The sequence below is a fragment of the Rhodococcus sp. MEB041 genome (assembly GCF_030208955.1).
Taxonomy (GTDB): Bacteria; Actinomycetota; Actinomycetes; order Mycobacteriales; family Mycobacteriaceae; genus Rhodococcoides.
In genome coordinates this window covers 1,031,508-1,045,406 of the sequence record NZ_JARVSZ010000005.1, presented here as the reverse complement: position 1 = coordinate 1,045,406, position 13,899 = coordinate 1,031,508, and the positions used below count along the sequence as shown (strand labels likewise).

Below are 13,899 nucleotides of genomic sequence, written 5' to 3'. Positions count from 1 at the left end.
ATCAGAAACGGTAGTCGCCGTGGCGGGTCACCTCGGCATGGGTGTCGGGTGTCCGATCCGCGAGTGCGAGGGCGGCGAGGACAGTGAGGAGGAGCAGGACTGTCGCGAGAACGAGGAAGAAGGTCATGCGAGAAATACTCCGCCGCAGCAGTTTTCACCAACAGTGGCAGTAATGACATGTTTCGTCGTTTTCCTGCCATACTGGGCGACATGCTGACGAAGGTGGTCGTCCCGCTCCTGCCGTTGACCGAGGCGTTCGAACTGGGTGTCGCGTGCGAGGTCTTCGGATTCGACCGGTCGGACGACGGACTGCCGGTCTACGACTTCTCGCTGATCGCGGCCGTCCCCGACCCGATCCGCACTCGGTTCGGCTACTCCATCGACGTCCCGTACGACCTCGATCGACTCGACGACGCGGATCTGATCATCATGTCCGCGGGTGGTACCGCGACGGCGCCGGACGGCACGTTCGCCTGCGGCACCGGTGACGGCCACGACCTCGAACCGCTGGCCGAGAAGTTGCGCGCTGCCGTGGCAAGAGGCGCGCGCGTCGCGAGCCTGTGCACCGGCGCCTTCGTTCTCGGCGAGGCGGGACTGCTGGACGGACGTCGGTGCACGACCCACTGGCGCCATGCGGCGCGCCTGGCCGAGCGCTTTCCCGGCGCCACGGTCGACTCGAACGTGCTCTACGTCCAGGACGGCAACGTCTACACCAGCGCGGGAACCGCTGCCGGGATCGACCTGTGCCTGCACATCGTGCGGTCCACACAGGGCGCCGCGGTGGCCAACGGCATCGCACGACGCATGGTGGTGCCCCCGCACCGTGACGGCGGCCAGGCCCAGTACGTCGCGGTGCCCGTCCCCACCTGCGACTCGGACACCCTCGCCCCGCTCATCGACTGGATCGCCGAGAACCTGCGCGAGGACCTCACCGTGGACGTCCTGGCAGCACGCGTCTCGATGTCGCCCCGCACCTTCGCTCGCCGATTCCAGGCGGAGACGGGCACGACCCCGGCACGCTGGATCAGCGATCAGCGTGTTCTCGAGGCGCAGCGACTCCTCGAGTCCAGTGACCTGTCGGTGGACGCCGTCGCGGACACCGTGGGATTCGGTTCCGCGGCGGTGTTGCGCCAGCACTTCCTGCGGCTACGCCGCACCACACCGCAGTCCTACCGGCGCACCTTCCGGGCGGCGCCCGTCTCGGTCTGATCGATCTCGGGAATGACGGCGCGGGTCCGCCTGTTGACGGTGGACAGAACACCATGCCGGAGCCCACACGAGGTGGGTCGGCACTCACGACGAAAGGATCCTCGTGGCAACGCAGACCCTCACCCAGCAGAACTTCGACGAGACCGTCACCGGTAACGACGTCGTTCTGGTCGACTTCTGGGCCGACTGGTGCGGACCGTGCAAGCAGTTCGCCCCGACGTTCGAGAAGTCCTCGGAGCAGCACCCCGACGTCGTGTTCGGCAAGGTCGACACCGAGGCGGAGCAGGGACTCGCCGCCGCCGCGAACATCCGCTCGATTCCCACGCTCATGGCGTTCCGCGAGGGCGTCCTCGTCTTCGCGCAGCCCGGCGCACTTCCGCAGGCGGCGCTCGAGGACCTGGTCGGCCAGATCAAGGGCCTGGACATGGACGACGTCCGCAAGCAGATCGCGGAGCAGCAGGCCGCGGCCGAGTGACCACCGCGGGCTGACACCCGCACCACGACGGCGGGCGACGGAAGAGATTCCGTCGCCCGCCGTCGTCGTCGTGTGGTCGCCTCAGTGTGCGGCGTCGTCCCAGGTGCGACCCGTTCCCACGGAGACGTCGAGCGGCACCGACAGCTCGATGGCGTGCGCCATCTTGTCTCGGACCAACGCCTCGACCTCGGCGCGTTCGGACTCGACGACCTCGAGCACCAGTTCGTCGTGCACCTGAAGGAGCATCCGCGAGGTGAGCCCGGTTTCGACCAGTCCGAGCTGGACGTCGATCATCGCGACCTTGATGATGTCGGCCGCGGTGCCCTGGATGGGGGCGTTGAGGGCCGCGCGCTCGGCGACCTCGCGGCGCTGACGATTGTCGCTCGTCAGATCCGGCAGGTAGCGGCGACGTCCGTAGAGAGTCGAGGTGTAGCCGACCTTGCGCGCTGCCTCCACGACCTCGTGCAGATAGTCGCGCACCCCACCGAACCGGGAGAAGTACGCCTCCATCTGCTCCTTGGCCTCCTCGGTGGAGATCTTGAGCTGCTGGGAGAGGCCGTAGGCACTGAGCCCGTACGCCAGTCCGTACGACATCGCCTTGACCCGGCGGCGCAACTCCGGCGTCACCTCGTCGATGGGCACCCCGAAAGCGCGCGACCCGACGAAGCTGTGCAGATCCTCGCCGGTGTTGAATGCCTCGATGAGCCCCTCGTCCTTGGAGACGTGCGCCATGATCCGCATCTCGATCTGGCTGTAGTCCGCCGTCATCAGCGAGTCGTAACCCTCGCCGACGACGAAGCCCTCCCTGATGCGACGGCCCGCGGACGTCTTGACCGGAATGTTCTGCAGGTTGGGCTCGGTGGAGGACAGCCGACCCGTCGCGGCGATGGTCTGGTTGAACGTGGTGTGGATGCGCCCGTCGTCGCTGACCGACTTGAGCAGACCGTCGACCGTCACCTTGAGCCGCGTGGCGTCCCGGTGATCGAGTAGGTGCCGAAGGAAGGGATGCTCGGTCTTCTCGAACATCGACTGCAGCGCTTCGGCATCGGTGGTGTAGCCGGTCTTGGTGCGCTTGGTCTTGGGCATGTCGAGCTCGTCGAACAGGACCACCTGCAACTGCTTGGGTGACCCGAGGTTGATCTGCTTGCCGATCACCGCGTAGGCCGCCTCGGCGGCGACGCTCACCTCCCCGGCGAACTGGCTCTGCAGGTCGTGCAGATGATCGAGATCGATCGCGATACCGGTGTTCTCGACGGTGGCGAGCACGCCGAGCAGCGGCAGCTCCATGTCCGAGAGCAGCGGCGCGGACTCGATCTCGTCGAGCTCACGGTCCAGCGCGTCCGCGAGATCCAGCACCGCCTGCGCTCGCAGGATCTCCCCCTCGGCCACCGCTGCCTGCGTCTCGTCCTCGCTGTCGAGCAGGGACAGCTGGGCGTCGCCGGCGTCCTCGATGCGCAACTCGCGCTTGAGGTACCGCAGCGACAGGTCGTCGAGCGCGAAGCTCCGCTGCCCCGGGCGGACCAGGTAGGCCGCGAGTGCGGTGTCGCTGGTCAGCCCCGCGACGGGCCATCCGCGACCGCGCAGCGCATGCAACGCCCACTTGGCCTCGTGGAGAGCCTTGGGCCGCGACTCGTCCGCGAACCAGGCCGCGAGCGCCTGCTCGTCCTCGGCGGTGAGCCCGATGGTCTCGACGTAGGCGCCCTCCCCGTCCGCCGACGCGAACGCGACGGCCGACGCGTCACCGTCGAACGGGGACCGCGTCCCCACGACGGAGAGCCCGGTGCGGACACCGTCCTGCGTGTGCGCCTCGAGCCACTCGGCGAGCTCGCCCGGTTCGAGCGCGCGGCCCCGCACCTCGAAGCCCTCCTCCGCCTCCGGCTCGGTCGACGAGAGGGTGGCGAAAAGCCGATCGCGCAACACACGGAACTCGAGATCGTCGAACAGCGCGTGCACCCGCTCGCGGTCCCACGGCGCCAGCTGCAGTTGATCCGGTGTGTACGGCAGAGGGACGTCGCGCACCATCTCGGTGAGCTGGCGATTGAGGACGACGCTGGAGAGATTGGCGCGCAGCGCGTCGCCGACCTTGCCGCGCACGGTGTCGACCTTGTCGACCAGGTCCTCGAGGCTGCCGTACTCCCGGATCCACTTGGTGGCGGTCTTCTCCCCCACCCCCGGGATGCCGGGAAGATTGTCGCTGGGGTCTCCGCGCAGCGCCGCGAAGTCCGGATACTGGGCCGGGGTGAGTCCGTACTTGCTCTCGACCTCCGCCGGCGTGAACCGCGTCAGGTCGGAGACGCCCTTGCGCGGGTAGAGGACGGTCACCTGGTCGTTGACCAACTGCAGCGAGTCCCGGTCGCCGGTGACCACCAGCACCCGGTACCCCGCCGCGACCGCCTGCGTGGTGAGGGTGGCGATGATGTCGTCCGCCTCGAAGCCCGGCTCCGCCATCACTGGGATGCCCAGTGCTCCGAGGACGTCCTTGGTGATGTCGATCTGGCCCGCGAACTCGTCGGGGGTCTTGATGCGATTGGCCTTGTACTCCGGGAACTTGTCCGCCCGGAAGGTCTGGCGAGAGACGTCGAAGGCCGCGCCGACGTGCGTGGGCGACTCGTCCCGCAGCAGATTGATGAGCATGGAGGTGAACCCGTACACCGCGTTGGTGGTCTGCCCGCTGGTGGTCTTGAAGTTCTCGGCGGGCAGGGCGTAGAAGGCGCGGTACGCCACCGAGTGACCGTCGATCAGCATCAGGAGGGGCGAGGACTCGGTTACTGGACTCACGCAGGTCAGTCTAGGGAGGCGTACCGACACGGGCGTGGTCGGCGGTCGACCGCTTCGAAACAAGACTGAAACATCGAAGAAATCGAAGCGGCCGTTCTCGATACCCGGAGCCCGATAGAGTCCGACAATTGCAAGCAGAGCCGAGATTCCTCGGCGTTAGTCGACCGTCCGAGAGGACCCCCGTGCCCCCCTCGAGTCCTCGACGGCCCGGACGAACGACGGCCACCGCCGCCCTCGTCCGCGCGCTCGTCGTCGTACTCCTCGGCCTCATCGCCGCAGCCACCTTCGGTGGAACGGCCCTGGCCCAGGAACCCACTCCGTCCCCCACTCCGAGCTCGAGCTCCCCACCCGCGAGCGGCTCCGAGTCCGACTCCGCTCCACCCGCCGACGCGGTGAACGTCAGCGGCAGCCTGAACAACGCCGGTGAACGCCTCGTCGGCGTCGACGTCGTGGCCCTCGACTCCGGAGAGTCCGAGGTGGCTCGCACCACGTCGGAAACCGGTGGGCGATGGACACTTCCGGTCTCACCCGGCAGTTACACGTTCCGCGTCGACCCCGAGACCCTGCCCGACGGTGTCTCCGTGCAGGGCGACGTCGAACGCACCGTGGAGGCAGGTCGCGCCAACACCGTCATCTTCAGTTTCGGTGAGGAACGCAGCGCCACGGTCGTCCCGTTCTACGAGAAGTTCCTGCGCACCACCATCGACGGGCTGCGCTTCGGACTGGTCATCGCGCTCGCCGCGATCGGTCTGAGCCTCATCTTCGGCACCACCGGGCTCACCAACTTCGCCCACGGCGAGTTGGTCACGCTCGGTGCCGTCGCGGCATGGGTCTTCAACCAGAAGCTCGGGATCCAGCTGATCCCGGCGACCGTCCTGGCGGTGATCGTCGGTGTGGCGGTCGGCTGGGCGAACAACGCCGGACTCTGGAGACCGCTGCGCAGACGCAAGACCGGCCTCATCGGCCAACTCGTCGTCTCGATCGGTCTCGCGATCGCCCTGCGGTACCTGATCCTCATCTTCTTCTCCGACCGCGCCGAGCCCTACAAGGACTATCAGGCGCAGGTGCAGCGTGAGTGGGGGCCGTTCGCCATCACCGACGTCAACCTCGCCTGCATCGTCATCAGCGTCGTGGTGCTCGTGCTCGTCGCGCTCATGCTGCAGAAGACCCGTATCGGCAAGGCCATGCGCGCCGTCGCCGACAACCGCGATCTCGCCGCGTCGTCCGGCATCAACGTCGAGCGCGTCGTGACCTTCGTCTGGTGCATGGGCGGCGGTCTCGCCGCTCTGGGCGGCGTGCTGTTCGGGCTCTCCGAGCTCGGCGGACGCGTCCAGTGGGAGATGGGCTTCAAGCTCCTCCTGCTCATGTTCGCCGGCATCACCCTCGGTGGCCTCGGTACGGCGTACGGCGCCCTGCTCGGCTGTGTCATCGTCGGTCTGCTGGTGCAGTGGTCGACGCTCGTGATCAACCCCGACCTCAAATACATCGGAGGATTGCTCGTCTTGATCGTCATCCTCATCGTCCGGCCGCAAGGCATCCTGGGCTCGCGGCAAAGGATCGGCTGACCATGGACATCATCGGAGCAATCCAGGTATCGCTGGCCCAGCTCGTCGGGCCCTCCGCGATCTTTTACGCACTTCTCGCCATCGGACTGAACCTGCACTTCGGCTACGCAGGACTGCTCAACTTCGGTCAGATCGGCTTCGCCCTGCTGGGCGGATACGGCGTCGGCATCATGACCATCACGTACGAACAGCCGCTGTGGCTCGGCATCCTCGTCGGACTCGCGGCAGCCGGTCTCCTCGCGCTCGTGCTCGGTATCCCCACCCTGCGACTGCGGGCGGACTATCTCGCCATCGTCACCATCGCGGCGTCGGAGATCCTGCGACTGGTCTTCCGGTCCACCGCGTCGAACGGTGTCACCGGATCGACCAACGGCCTCTTCGGTTTCGCCGATCCGTTCACCAACCTCAGCCCGTTCGACTCGGGCAAGCAGTACTCGTTCGTCGGCGTGAAGTTCTACGGCGACGACCTGTGGGCCATGGTGGTCGGATGGTCACTGGTGCTGATCCTGTGCGGACTCGTGTACCTGCTCACGCACAGCCCCTGGGGACGCGTCCTCAAGGCGGTGCGCGAGGACGAGGACGCCGCCCGCTCGCTGGGCAAGAACGTCTTCGTCTACAAGATGCAGGCCCTCGTCCTCGGTGGCGTCATCGGCGGTATGGGCGGCGTGTTCAACGCTCTGCAGACCAAGTCGATCAACCCCGACTTCTACTCGACGGCGCAGACCTTCTTCGCCTTCGGCGCACTGATCCTCGGCGGTGCGGCCACGGTCTTCGGTCCGGTCGTCGGAGCCATGCTCTTCTGGTTCTTCCTGTCGATCCCCGACGTGCTGCTGCGTCAGGCCGCCGCCGGCGACGACCCGCTCATTCCGATGACCGAACAGCAGGTCGGCGCCACACGATTCGTCCTCCTCGGCATCCTCATCGCGGTGCTGATGATCTTCCGCCCGCAGGGACTGCTGGGCAACAAGCGGGAGGTACAGCTCGATGCCAAGTAACACCATCGCGGCACGCAAGCCGCTCAGCGCCGAGGTGCGCGCGGCGTTGTTCGCCGACGTCGCGAACACCCCCGGCGTCGCCAAGCCCGACCCGACCATGGTGGTCGACGGCGTGTCCCGGACCTTCGGTGGCCTCAAGGCCGTCGACGTGGCACACCTCGAGATCCAGCGTGGCTGCATCACCGGCCTGATCGGCCCGAACGGCGCCGGCAAGACGACCTTGTTCAACCTGCTCACCGGGTTCGACCAGCCGGACACCGGGTCCTGGTCGATGGACGGCAAGTCGCTGGGCAGGATGACGCCGCACCAGGTGGCGCGCCACGGTGTGGTGCGCACGTTCCAGCTGACGAAGGCACTGTCGAAGCTGACCGTGCTGGACAACGTCCGGCTCGGTGCCACGGGACAGAAGGGTGAGCGGATCTTCAACACGCTCATGCCGTGGACGTGGAAGGCGCAGGAGCGGGAGGTGACCGAGCGTGCGCGGGAACTGCTCGCGCGATTCAAACTCGACGCGAAGTCCGAGGACCTCGCGGGATCCCTCTCCGGCGGACAGCGCAAGCTGCTCGAGATGGCGCGAGCGCTCATGACCGATCCCGCCGTCGTCATGCTCGACGAGCCCATGGCCGGCGTGAATCCCGCACTGACGCAGAGCCTTCTGGGCCACATCAAGTCGCTGCGCGACGACGGCATGACCGTCGTCTTCGTCGAGCACGACATGGACGTGATCCGCGACATCAGTGACTGGGTCGTGGTCATGGCTCAGGGCAGCGTCATCGCCGAGTCCGCGCCCGCGCAGTTGGCGGACAACGAGGCCGTCGTCGACGCGTACCTGGGAAGCCACCACGATCAGGCGCTCGAGTTCGACGCCGACGGAAATCCTGTGGGCGCCACGGCAGAACTGGCCGAGGCGCTCGAGCAGGCCGAGGTCGAGACACTCGAGTCGGGCGGAGATCTCTCCGCGGCCGAACCCGAGATCGGGACGGACAAGAGGACCACGACATGACCGAATCCGGAGCGACCACATCCGGGGGAACCGGGCTCACCGCAGCAGAATTCGCGGCGACAGCGGACGAACACCGCCGCCTGGCCACCGACGCGCTCGTGCGTGCCGACGACCTGGTGGCCGGATACATCCCCGGCGTGAACATCCTGAAGGACTGCAACTTCTATCTGAACGACGGCGAGATCGTCGGCATCATCGGCCCCAACGGTGCCGGCAAGTCGACGTTGCTCAAGGCACTCTTCGGTCTCATCCCGATCCGCAGCGGATCCGTCACGCTGCGCGGCGACACCATCACCTCCGCCGAGGCACACGTGCTCGTGACGAAGGGCGTCGGTTACGTTCCGCAGACCCAGAACGTGTTTCCCTCGCTCACCATCGAGGAGAACCTCGAGATGGGGATCTACCTGCGGCCGAAGAAGTTCCAGGAACGGTTCGACTTCGTGAGCGAGCTTTTCCCGCTGCTGTCGGAGCGTCGCAAGATCAAGGCGGGCGCACTGTCCGGTGGCGAGCGGCAGATGGTCGCCATGGGCCGCGCGCTGATGATGGAACCGTCCGTGCTGCTGCTCGACGAGCCGTCGGCCGGACTGTCTCCGATGTTCCAGGACGAGGTCTTCATCCGCTGCAAGAAGATCAACGCGGCAGGCGTCTCCATCATCATGGTGGAGCAGAATGCTCGCCGGTGCCTCCAGATCTGTGACCGCGGCTACGTGCTGGATCAGGGCAAGAATGCGTACACCGACACGGGCACGAACCTGATGAACGACCCCAAGGTCATCGAGCTGTACCTCGGCACGTTGGCGGGGAGCAAAGAGAAGAAGTAGTACCCGCGCACACCGACAGGGGCGCTCCGAGCTTGCTCGGGGCGCCCTTCTCGCTGTCTGCGGCCCCTCACCCTCGGCGAGTACGTCCGAAGTGCCGTGCAACGAGCCGTATTCACAACACTGTCGACGTACTCGCGGGAGGAGCAGCCGAGCCTCACGACAGCAGAACGGGCCCGACTCCAGTGGAGTCGGGCCCGTTCCGGGCTACTGCAGATCAGCCGCCGACGACGATGTAGTCCTCGGTGGTGAGCTTGTTGTCCGGTCCGAAGACCAGCTTGCCGTACGAGCCGACGGACGGCTCACCGCCGTCGGTGAACGCGAGCTCACCGGTGACACCGTCGTAGTCGATGTCGGTTCCGGCCTTCACCAGCGGCAGGCACTCCTGGAACGTGGTGCACTTCGTTCCGTCCTTGGTGACGGAGTTGATGTTCGCCGCGATGTCGACACCCGCGGTGGACTTCGCCTGCTCCGCGGCCAGGGCGGAGATCACGACGGCGTCGTAGGACTCACCGGCGTAGTTGAAGTCGACCAGAGCCGGGTTGACGGCCTTGAGACGGTCCTGGAAACCGGCGCCCACGTCGGTGAGCGGCGTGGTGCCACGCATGGTGTCGAGCAGGCCGGGTCCGACCGACTCGCCGAGGGCGTTGCCCATGTTGCCGTCGACGCCGTAGACGGCGGTGCCGTCCGACGGTCCGATGCCGATCTCGTGCATACGGGTGATGATCTTCGCCGACTCCTCGAAGCCGATGATGGCGACGGCGTCCGGGTTGAAGTTCTTCACCTGGTCCACCTCGGCGTTGAACGACTGCGCGTTGGGGTCGTAGATGATCTTCTGGATCTGGTCGGACGCGATGCCGGCGTCCTCGAGGTTGGTGACAGTGTTGCTCGCCAGGCCCGTACCGTACGGGTCGTTGAGCGCGAGGATGGAGACGCGCTGGCCGCCGTCCTCGGCGATGAGCTGCGAGAGCGCCTGTGCCTGAAGCACATCGGTCGGTGCCGTGCGGAAGTACTGGCCCTTGTCCGCGTAGCAGACGAACTGGTCGGAGGTGTTGGCCGGCGAGATCTGCACGACGCCGGCGCTGGCGATCTTGTCGATGACCTTGAGGGACACCGAGGACGACGCTGCACCCAGGATGACACTGACGCCGGCCGCGAGCTCGCGGTCGACGGTGCTGTTCGCGGTGTCCGTGGTGGTGTCGCCCGAGTCGCCGGGGATGAGCTCCATCGGCTGGTCGAGAACGCCACCGGCGCCGTTGACGTCGTTGACGGCGAGCTGCACGCCGGCGACCTCGGGCGGGCCGAGGAAGGCGAGGCTACCGGTCTCGGGAAGCAGTGTGCCGAGCTTGAGCGGAGTGGTCACCGGCGTCGCGCCGGCAGTTGCCTGCTCGGGTGTGCAGTCGGTGTCCACGGTGGCCTCCGCAGCTGCGGAAGAGCCGCCGGCAGCGCTGGTTTCGCTGCCGGAACTCGAATCGTCGCTCGAGGAACAGCCGAACAGGGCGAGCGAAGCGACGCTCACCACCGCAGCCGTCCGAACGATGGTTCGTCTTGCCATCTGTCGTCTCCTAGAAATATGTGCGTCACGCACCCGATACCGTGACGCTCGTGAAGGAGAACCTATCGCTCCCCGACGGTTCGCGACCCGTGGAACAAGCCCTGTGACCTTACTGTGACGTCTACGCAGCCAGTTTTAACGCAGCCGTAGCCTGGCACAGTCTTCGAGGCCGGATCACGGCACTCGGTGTCACGCGACGGGGGCGTCTCCGAGCGTCTCGATGACGACGGAGGCGACCGCCTTCATGGTGGTGCGGCGGTCCATCGCGGCCCGCTGAATCCACGTGAAGGCCTCCGGCTCGGAGAGCGACTGGGACGTCATCAGCAGACCCTTGGCGCGCTCGATGAGTTTGCGCGTGTCGAGGCGGTCGTGGAGATCCGCGATCTCGGTCTCCAGCGCGGAGATCTCGGTGAACCGGCTGGCGGCCAGTTCCACGGCGGGCACGAGGTCCGCCTTCGTGAAGGGCTTCACCAGATACGCCATGGCGCCGGCGTCGCGGGCCCTCTCGACGAGCTCGCGCTGGCTGAAGGCCGTCAGGATCACGACCGGAGCCAACCGAGCCGCGGCGATCTCGGAGGCCGCGTCGATACCGTCTCGACGCGGCATCTTCACGTCCATGATCACCAGATCCGGAACCAGGGCGCGGACGAGGTCCACCGCTTCCTGACCGTCCGCGGCCTCGCCGACGACGTCGTACCCCTCCTCGCGCAACATCTCCACGAGGTCCAGCCGAATGAGTGACTCGTCCTCCGCGACCACCACACGACGTGGCTGCGACGGTGCCGGTGTGTTCACGCTGACTCGCCCTCCCTCGATGCACTTCTCCCCCCGCGGCGGCGCCGTTCTCGACGCTGCGCCCGGGCCGTCGTCAGGGTACCGGTGCACCGCATCCGGCACCGATCTTCTACACTCGGTGACCGCACCAGCTCGCCCCGCGAGCGGTTCGCCCTCGTATCCCAATTGGCAGAGGAAACGGATTCAAAACCCGTGCAGTGTGAGTTCGAGTCTCACCGAGGGCACCAGTACATCTCCCCCGCAGCCGCTCAGGCCATCGATCGAACGTCCAGCGAGAGCGCGAATCCCGGATCGGCCGCCCCCGTCGTCAGGCGCAGCACGTGGCGCCCCACCCGTCTGCATGCGAAGGAGATCGGGAACGCCACAGCCTGCTGCTCCCCCTCGAGGTGACCGGCGACGGGCAGTTCGAACACGTGCAGAGGCTCGTCCTCGCCGTCCGTGATCTCCACCCGTACCCGCTCACCCGACACGTCGTCGGGGCCACGCTGCAGCAGGACCACCAGGTAGGCCTCGACGGGCTGCGCGAGGGACGGGACCACACACCAGTCCCAGATGCCGCCGAGCACGTCGAGCTTCTGGTCCGACTGGCGCGCGTAGTCGGCGAAGAAGGCACTCGTGACGATCATCGGACGACCCCGGCGGTGGGCACCGTGATCTGATGGGACGACAGAACCGCCGCATCATCGAAAGGCTCCGTCGTGTCCGTTCTGCTCTCCGCCGCCGTCGTCGCGGCGGGTGTCGGTTCCGCTGCGGTGGCCGGCGTCCTGCTGGCCTTCTCCATCGCCGTGATGCCGGCGCTGGGCGTACAGCCCGCGTCCGCCGCCACGGCGGTGATGACGCGCGTGAACGTGGTCATCGTCGCTCCCGTCTTCATGGTCCTGCTGTTCGGTACCGCGGCGGCATCGGTCCTCGCCGCCGTCACCGCGTTCCTCGAGCCTGGCACACCCGCCGTTCTCGTCGCAGCGGCGGCGGCGCTCTACGTCGCGGGCTGCCTCGGCGTGACCGTCGCCGTCAACGTGCCGCTCAACGATCGGCTCGCTGCCGCGGAGGACGTGTGGCCCGAATACCTCACTCGGTGGACCCGGTGGAACCACGTCCGCGTGGTCGCAGGACTGGGTGCGTCGGTGCTGTTCGTCGTCGCCGGTGTCGCAGCATGACGGTGGTGCACGGCTTCGCCCCGCTCGTCGGCGACTCGCCGCACACGCTGGTGCTCGGTTCCATGCCGGGGGTCGCGTCGCTGACGGCCGAGCAGTACTACGCCCATCCGCGGAATGCGTTCTGGCCCATCATGACTCACATCCTCCACCTACCCGGGGATGCCGGTTACGCGGAGCGCGTGCGCGCACTCACGGCCGCGGGCGTCGCGGTGTGGGACGTTCTCGAACTGTGCACTCGCGAGGGCAGTCTCGACTCGGCCATCGAGAGCGACACGGTGGTGCCGAACGACATCGACGCGCTGCTCACGGCCCACCCCACCCTGGACCGCATTGTGTTCAACGGCGCCGCGGCGGCGCGGCTGTTCGCTCGCCACGTGGCGCTGTCCCGGCCCGTCGAGACGTTCCGTCTGCCGTCCACCAGCCCTGCCCATGCCGCCCTGAGCACGGCGGCGAAGGTCGACGCCTGGCGCATCGTCGCGAGGGAAGACCGGTGACCGCGACGGCCTCGAGTCTGCGCTTCGCGCTCCTCGTCACCGCTGCGAGCGGGTTCCTCGATGCCTACACCTACGTCAGCCGAGGCGGCGTCTTCGCCAACGCGCAGACGGGCAACGTCATCTTCCTGGCGATCGAGGTGTCGCGGACGCACTGGCGGGACGCGGCCCAACACCTCTGGCCGATCCTCGCGTTCGTGGTCGGTGTCTCGATCGCCAACGTCATCAAGACGGGACGCGCCGAACGCCGAGTGCACCGGCCGATCCGGTGGTCCATCGCGGCGCAGGCAGCCATCCTCGCCGTGGTGGGCTTCGTACCCGCCACGGTGCCGAATGCGCTGGTCACCGTGCCGATCTCGTTCATCGCCGCGCTGCAGATCGCCCTGTTCCGGAACATCGGCGATCTCAACTACATCGCGATCGCGATGACCGGAAATCTGATGCGCGTGACCGAGGCCGGCTTCGCTGCGATCGTCGACCGCGACTCCGCCGGCCGACGGGCGTTCGGTGTCTACAGCGCCGTGATCGCCGTGTTCGTCCTCGGCGCACTGGCCGGCGCCGCCGCGACCGGGTCCGTCGGCGTCCGCGCCGCGTGGATACCGGCCGCGGTGTTGGCGGCGACGCTCGCGATCTTCGTCATCGACGAGCGCACGCCCTGAACACCCCGGTCAGTCGTGGCTCACCGGTGACCCCGATGCGACCATGCCCCGCGCCAGCTCGAGTCGACGTCGGACGGCCGTGATCAACTCGTCGTCCGTCAGCGCGGCGGCGCTGGCGGCCAACTCGATCGACGCGTCGACTTCTCGAGGCTCGAGGTAGCGCGCGACGACGAGCGCCTCCACCGGATTCCGACCGAAGTGCCGTGCGACCGCGATCACGCGATCCGCACTCGGCGTGTTCTTCCCCAGTTTCCATCTCGAGACCGACGCGGGGTCCACCCCTGCAGCCCGCGCGATCTCCACTTGTGATGCTCTGTCTGTGACGCGGTTCAGATACTCCCACCACGTCTCCCCCACCCCGGACGTCTGATCCATGGCGCGAACACTACTGACACGGAC

The 13,899-nt window shown here is 67.2% G+C and carries 15 protein-coding genes and 1 tRNA gene; 10 read left to right on the top strand and 6 right to left on the bottom strand.

Translation table 11 applies throughout. From position 1 onward, the window contains the following. Position 1: 1 nt before the first annotated feature. On the bottom strand, positions 2–127 hold the full coding sequence (locus tag QRN16_RS19065) for a hypothetical protein (RefSeq protein WP_261769712.1): 126 nt from the start codon (positions 125–127) through the stop codon (positions 2–4). Between the two features lie 83 nt (positions 128–210). Between QRN16_RS19065 and QRN16_RS19060 the strand changes: the two genes are divergently transcribed. Both QRN16_RS19060 and trxA read left to right on the top strand, forming a co-directional pair. After that, on the top strand, positions 211–1,209 hold the full coding sequence (locus QRN16_RS19060; RefSeq protein ID WP_027506765.1) for a GlxA family transcriptional regulator: 999 nt from the start codon (positions 211–213) through the stop codon (positions 1,207–1,209). A 103-nt stretch (positions 1,210–1,312) separates the two neighbouring features. Then, positions 1,313–1,684, top strand: a complete 372-nt coding sequence (gene trxA / locus QRN16_RS19055; RefSeq protein ID WP_027506766.1) for a thioredoxin — start codon at positions 1,313–1,315, stop codon at positions 1,682–1,684. Positions 1,685–1,765: 81 nt separating this feature from the next. Here trxA and polA read toward each other — a convergent pair whose 3' ends face one another. Continuing rightward, entirely contained in the window at positions 1,766–4,429 is a 2,664-nt protein-coding gene (gene polA, locus QRN16_RS19050) for a DNA polymerase I (RefSeq protein ID WP_222628453.1), read from the bottom strand. A gap of 215 nt (positions 4,430–4,644) precedes the next feature. Between polA and QRN16_RS19045 the strand changes: the two genes are divergently transcribed. From QRN16_RS19045 to QRN16_RS19030, 4 genes are read left to right on the top strand one after another with little or no spacing between them, the layout of a single operon-like run. Continuing rightward, entirely contained in the window at positions 4,645–6,027 is a 1,383-nt protein-coding gene (locus QRN16_RS19045) for a branched-chain amino acid ABC transporter permease (RefSeq protein WP_027506768.1), read from the top strand. 2 nt (positions 6,028–6,029) lie between these two features. After that, on the top strand, positions 6,030–7,022 hold the full coding sequence (locus QRN16_RS19040; protein WP_027506769.1) for a branched-chain amino acid ABC transporter permease: 993 nt from the start codon (positions 6,030–6,032) through the stop codon (positions 7,020–7,022). Next, on the top strand, positions 7,012–8,025 hold the full coding sequence (locus tag QRN16_RS19035; protein WP_027506770.1) for an ABC transporter ATP-binding protein: 1,014 nt from the start codon (positions 7,012–7,014) through the stop codon (positions 8,023–8,025). Before QRN16_RS19040 ends, QRN16_RS19035 begins: the two co-directional genes overlap by 11 nt. Beyond that, positions 8,022–8,846 (top strand): ABC transporter ATP-binding protein, encoded by an 825-nt coding sequence (locus QRN16_RS19030; protein ID WP_285188937.1) that lies wholly within the window; start codon positions 8,022–8,024, stop codon positions 8,844–8,846. The genes QRN16_RS19035 and QRN16_RS19030 overlap by 4 nt, the downstream gene beginning before the upstream one ends. A 214-nt stretch (positions 8,847–9,060) precedes the next feature. Here QRN16_RS19030 and QRN16_RS19025 read toward each other — a convergent pair whose 3' ends face one another. Together QRN16_RS19025 and QRN16_RS19020 are read right to left on the bottom strand one after the other, a co-directional pair. Further along, the gene (locus QRN16_RS19025) at positions 9,061–10,398 is read right to left on the bottom strand and encodes an ABC transporter substrate-binding protein (protein ID WP_027506772.1); all 1,338 of its coding nucleotides are present in this window, start codon (positions 10,396–10,398) and stop codon (positions 9,061–9,063) included. Between the two features lie 189 nt (positions 10,399–10,587). Continuing rightward, entirely contained in the window at positions 10,588–11,193 is a 606-nt protein-coding gene (locus tag QRN16_RS19020; RefSeq protein WP_027506773.1) for an ANTAR domain-containing response regulator, read from the bottom strand. Positions 11,194–11,343: 150 nt separating this feature from the next. On the opposite strand from QRN16_RS19020, the gene QRN16_RS19015 reads away from it, so the two are divergent. Next, positions 11,344–11,420 (top strand) — tRNA-Leu (locus tag QRN16_RS19015). A 21-nt stretch (positions 11,421–11,441) separates the two neighbouring features. On the opposite strand, the gene QRN16_RS19010 is transcribed toward QRN16_RS19015, so the two are convergent. Then, positions 11,442–11,819, bottom strand: a complete 378-nt coding sequence (locus QRN16_RS19010) for a hypothetical protein (RefSeq protein ID WP_056447944.1) — start codon at positions 11,817–11,819, stop codon at positions 11,442–11,444. 72 nt (positions 11,820–11,891) lie between these two features. Here QRN16_RS19010 and QRN16_RS19005 point away from each other — a divergent pair, with 72 nt between their 5' ends. The 3 genes from QRN16_RS19005 to QRN16_RS18995 are packed head-to-tail and all read left to right on the top strand — an operon-like array spanning position 11,892 to position 13,500. Beyond that, entirely contained in the window at positions 11,892–12,350 is a 459-nt protein-coding gene (locus QRN16_RS19005; RefSeq protein WP_037186651.1) for an anthrone oxygenase family protein, read from the top strand. Then, entirely contained in the window at positions 12,347–12,844 is a 498-nt protein-coding gene (locus QRN16_RS19000; RefSeq protein ID WP_285188933.1) for a DNA-deoxyinosine glycosylase, read from the top strand. Before QRN16_RS19005 ends, QRN16_RS19000 begins: the two co-directional genes overlap by 4 nt. Continuing rightward, a complete protein-coding gene (locus QRN16_RS18995) occupies positions 12,841–13,500 on the top strand; it encodes a YoaK family protein (RefSeq protein ID WP_056447941.1) in 660 nt (219 codons plus the stop codon). Before QRN16_RS19000 ends, QRN16_RS18995 begins: the two co-directional genes overlap by 4 nt. A gap of 9 nt (positions 13,501–13,509) precedes the next feature. Here the strand turns inward: QRN16_RS18995 and QRN16_RS18990 are convergent, their stop codons facing one another. Next, the gene (locus QRN16_RS18990; protein WP_082544652.1) at positions 13,510–13,875 is read right to left on the bottom strand and encodes a helix-turn-helix domain-containing protein; all 366 of its coding nucleotides are present in this window, start codon (positions 13,873–13,875) and stop codon (positions 13,510–13,512) included. Positions 13,876–13,899: the final 24 nt, after the last annotated feature.

What these genes read in the sequence shown, in the direction of transcription:
- QRN16_RS19065 (WP_261769712.1), bottom strand. Translation starts at nt 127, where the DNA reads ATGACCTTCTTCCTCGTTCTCGCGACAGTCCTGCTCCTCCTCACTGTC.
- QRN16_RS19060 (WP_027506765.1), top strand. Translation starts at nt 211, where the DNA reads ATGCTGACGAAGGTGGTCGTCCCGCTCCTGCCGTTGACCGAGGCGTTC.
- polA (WP_222628453.1), bottom strand. Translation starts at nt 4,429, where the DNA reads ATGCTGATCGACGGTCACTCGGTGGCGTACCGCGCCTTCTACGCCCTG.
- QRN16_RS19040 (WP_027506769.1), top strand. Translation starts at nt 6,030, where the DNA reads ATGGACATCATCGGAGCAATCCAGGTATCGCTGGCCCAGCTCGTCGGG.
- QRN16_RS19035 (WP_027506770.1), top strand. Translation starts at nt 7,012, where the DNA reads ATGCCAAGTAACACCATCGCGGCACGCAAGCCGCTCAGCGCCGAGGTG.
- QRN16_RS19030 (WP_285188937.1), top strand. Translation starts at nt 8,022, where the DNA reads ATGACCGAATCCGGAGCGACCACATCCGGGGGAACCGGGCTCACCGCA.
- QRN16_RS19025 (WP_027506772.1), bottom strand. Translation starts at nt 10,398, where the DNA reads ATGGCAAGACGAACCATCGTTCGGACGGCTGCGGTGGTGAGCGTCGCT.
- QRN16_RS19010 (WP_056447944.1), bottom strand. Translation starts at nt 11,819, where the DNA reads ATGATCGTCACGAGTGCCTTCTTCGCCGACTACGCGCGCCAGTCGGAC.
- QRN16_RS19000 (WP_285188933.1), top strand. Translation starts at nt 12,347, where the DNA reads ATGACGGTGGTGCACGGCTTCGCCCCGCTCGTCGGCGACTCGCCGCAC.
- QRN16_RS18990 (WP_082544652.1), bottom strand. Translation starts at nt 13,875, where the DNA reads ATGGATCAGACGTCCGGGGTGGGGGAGACGTGGTGGGAGTATCTGAAC.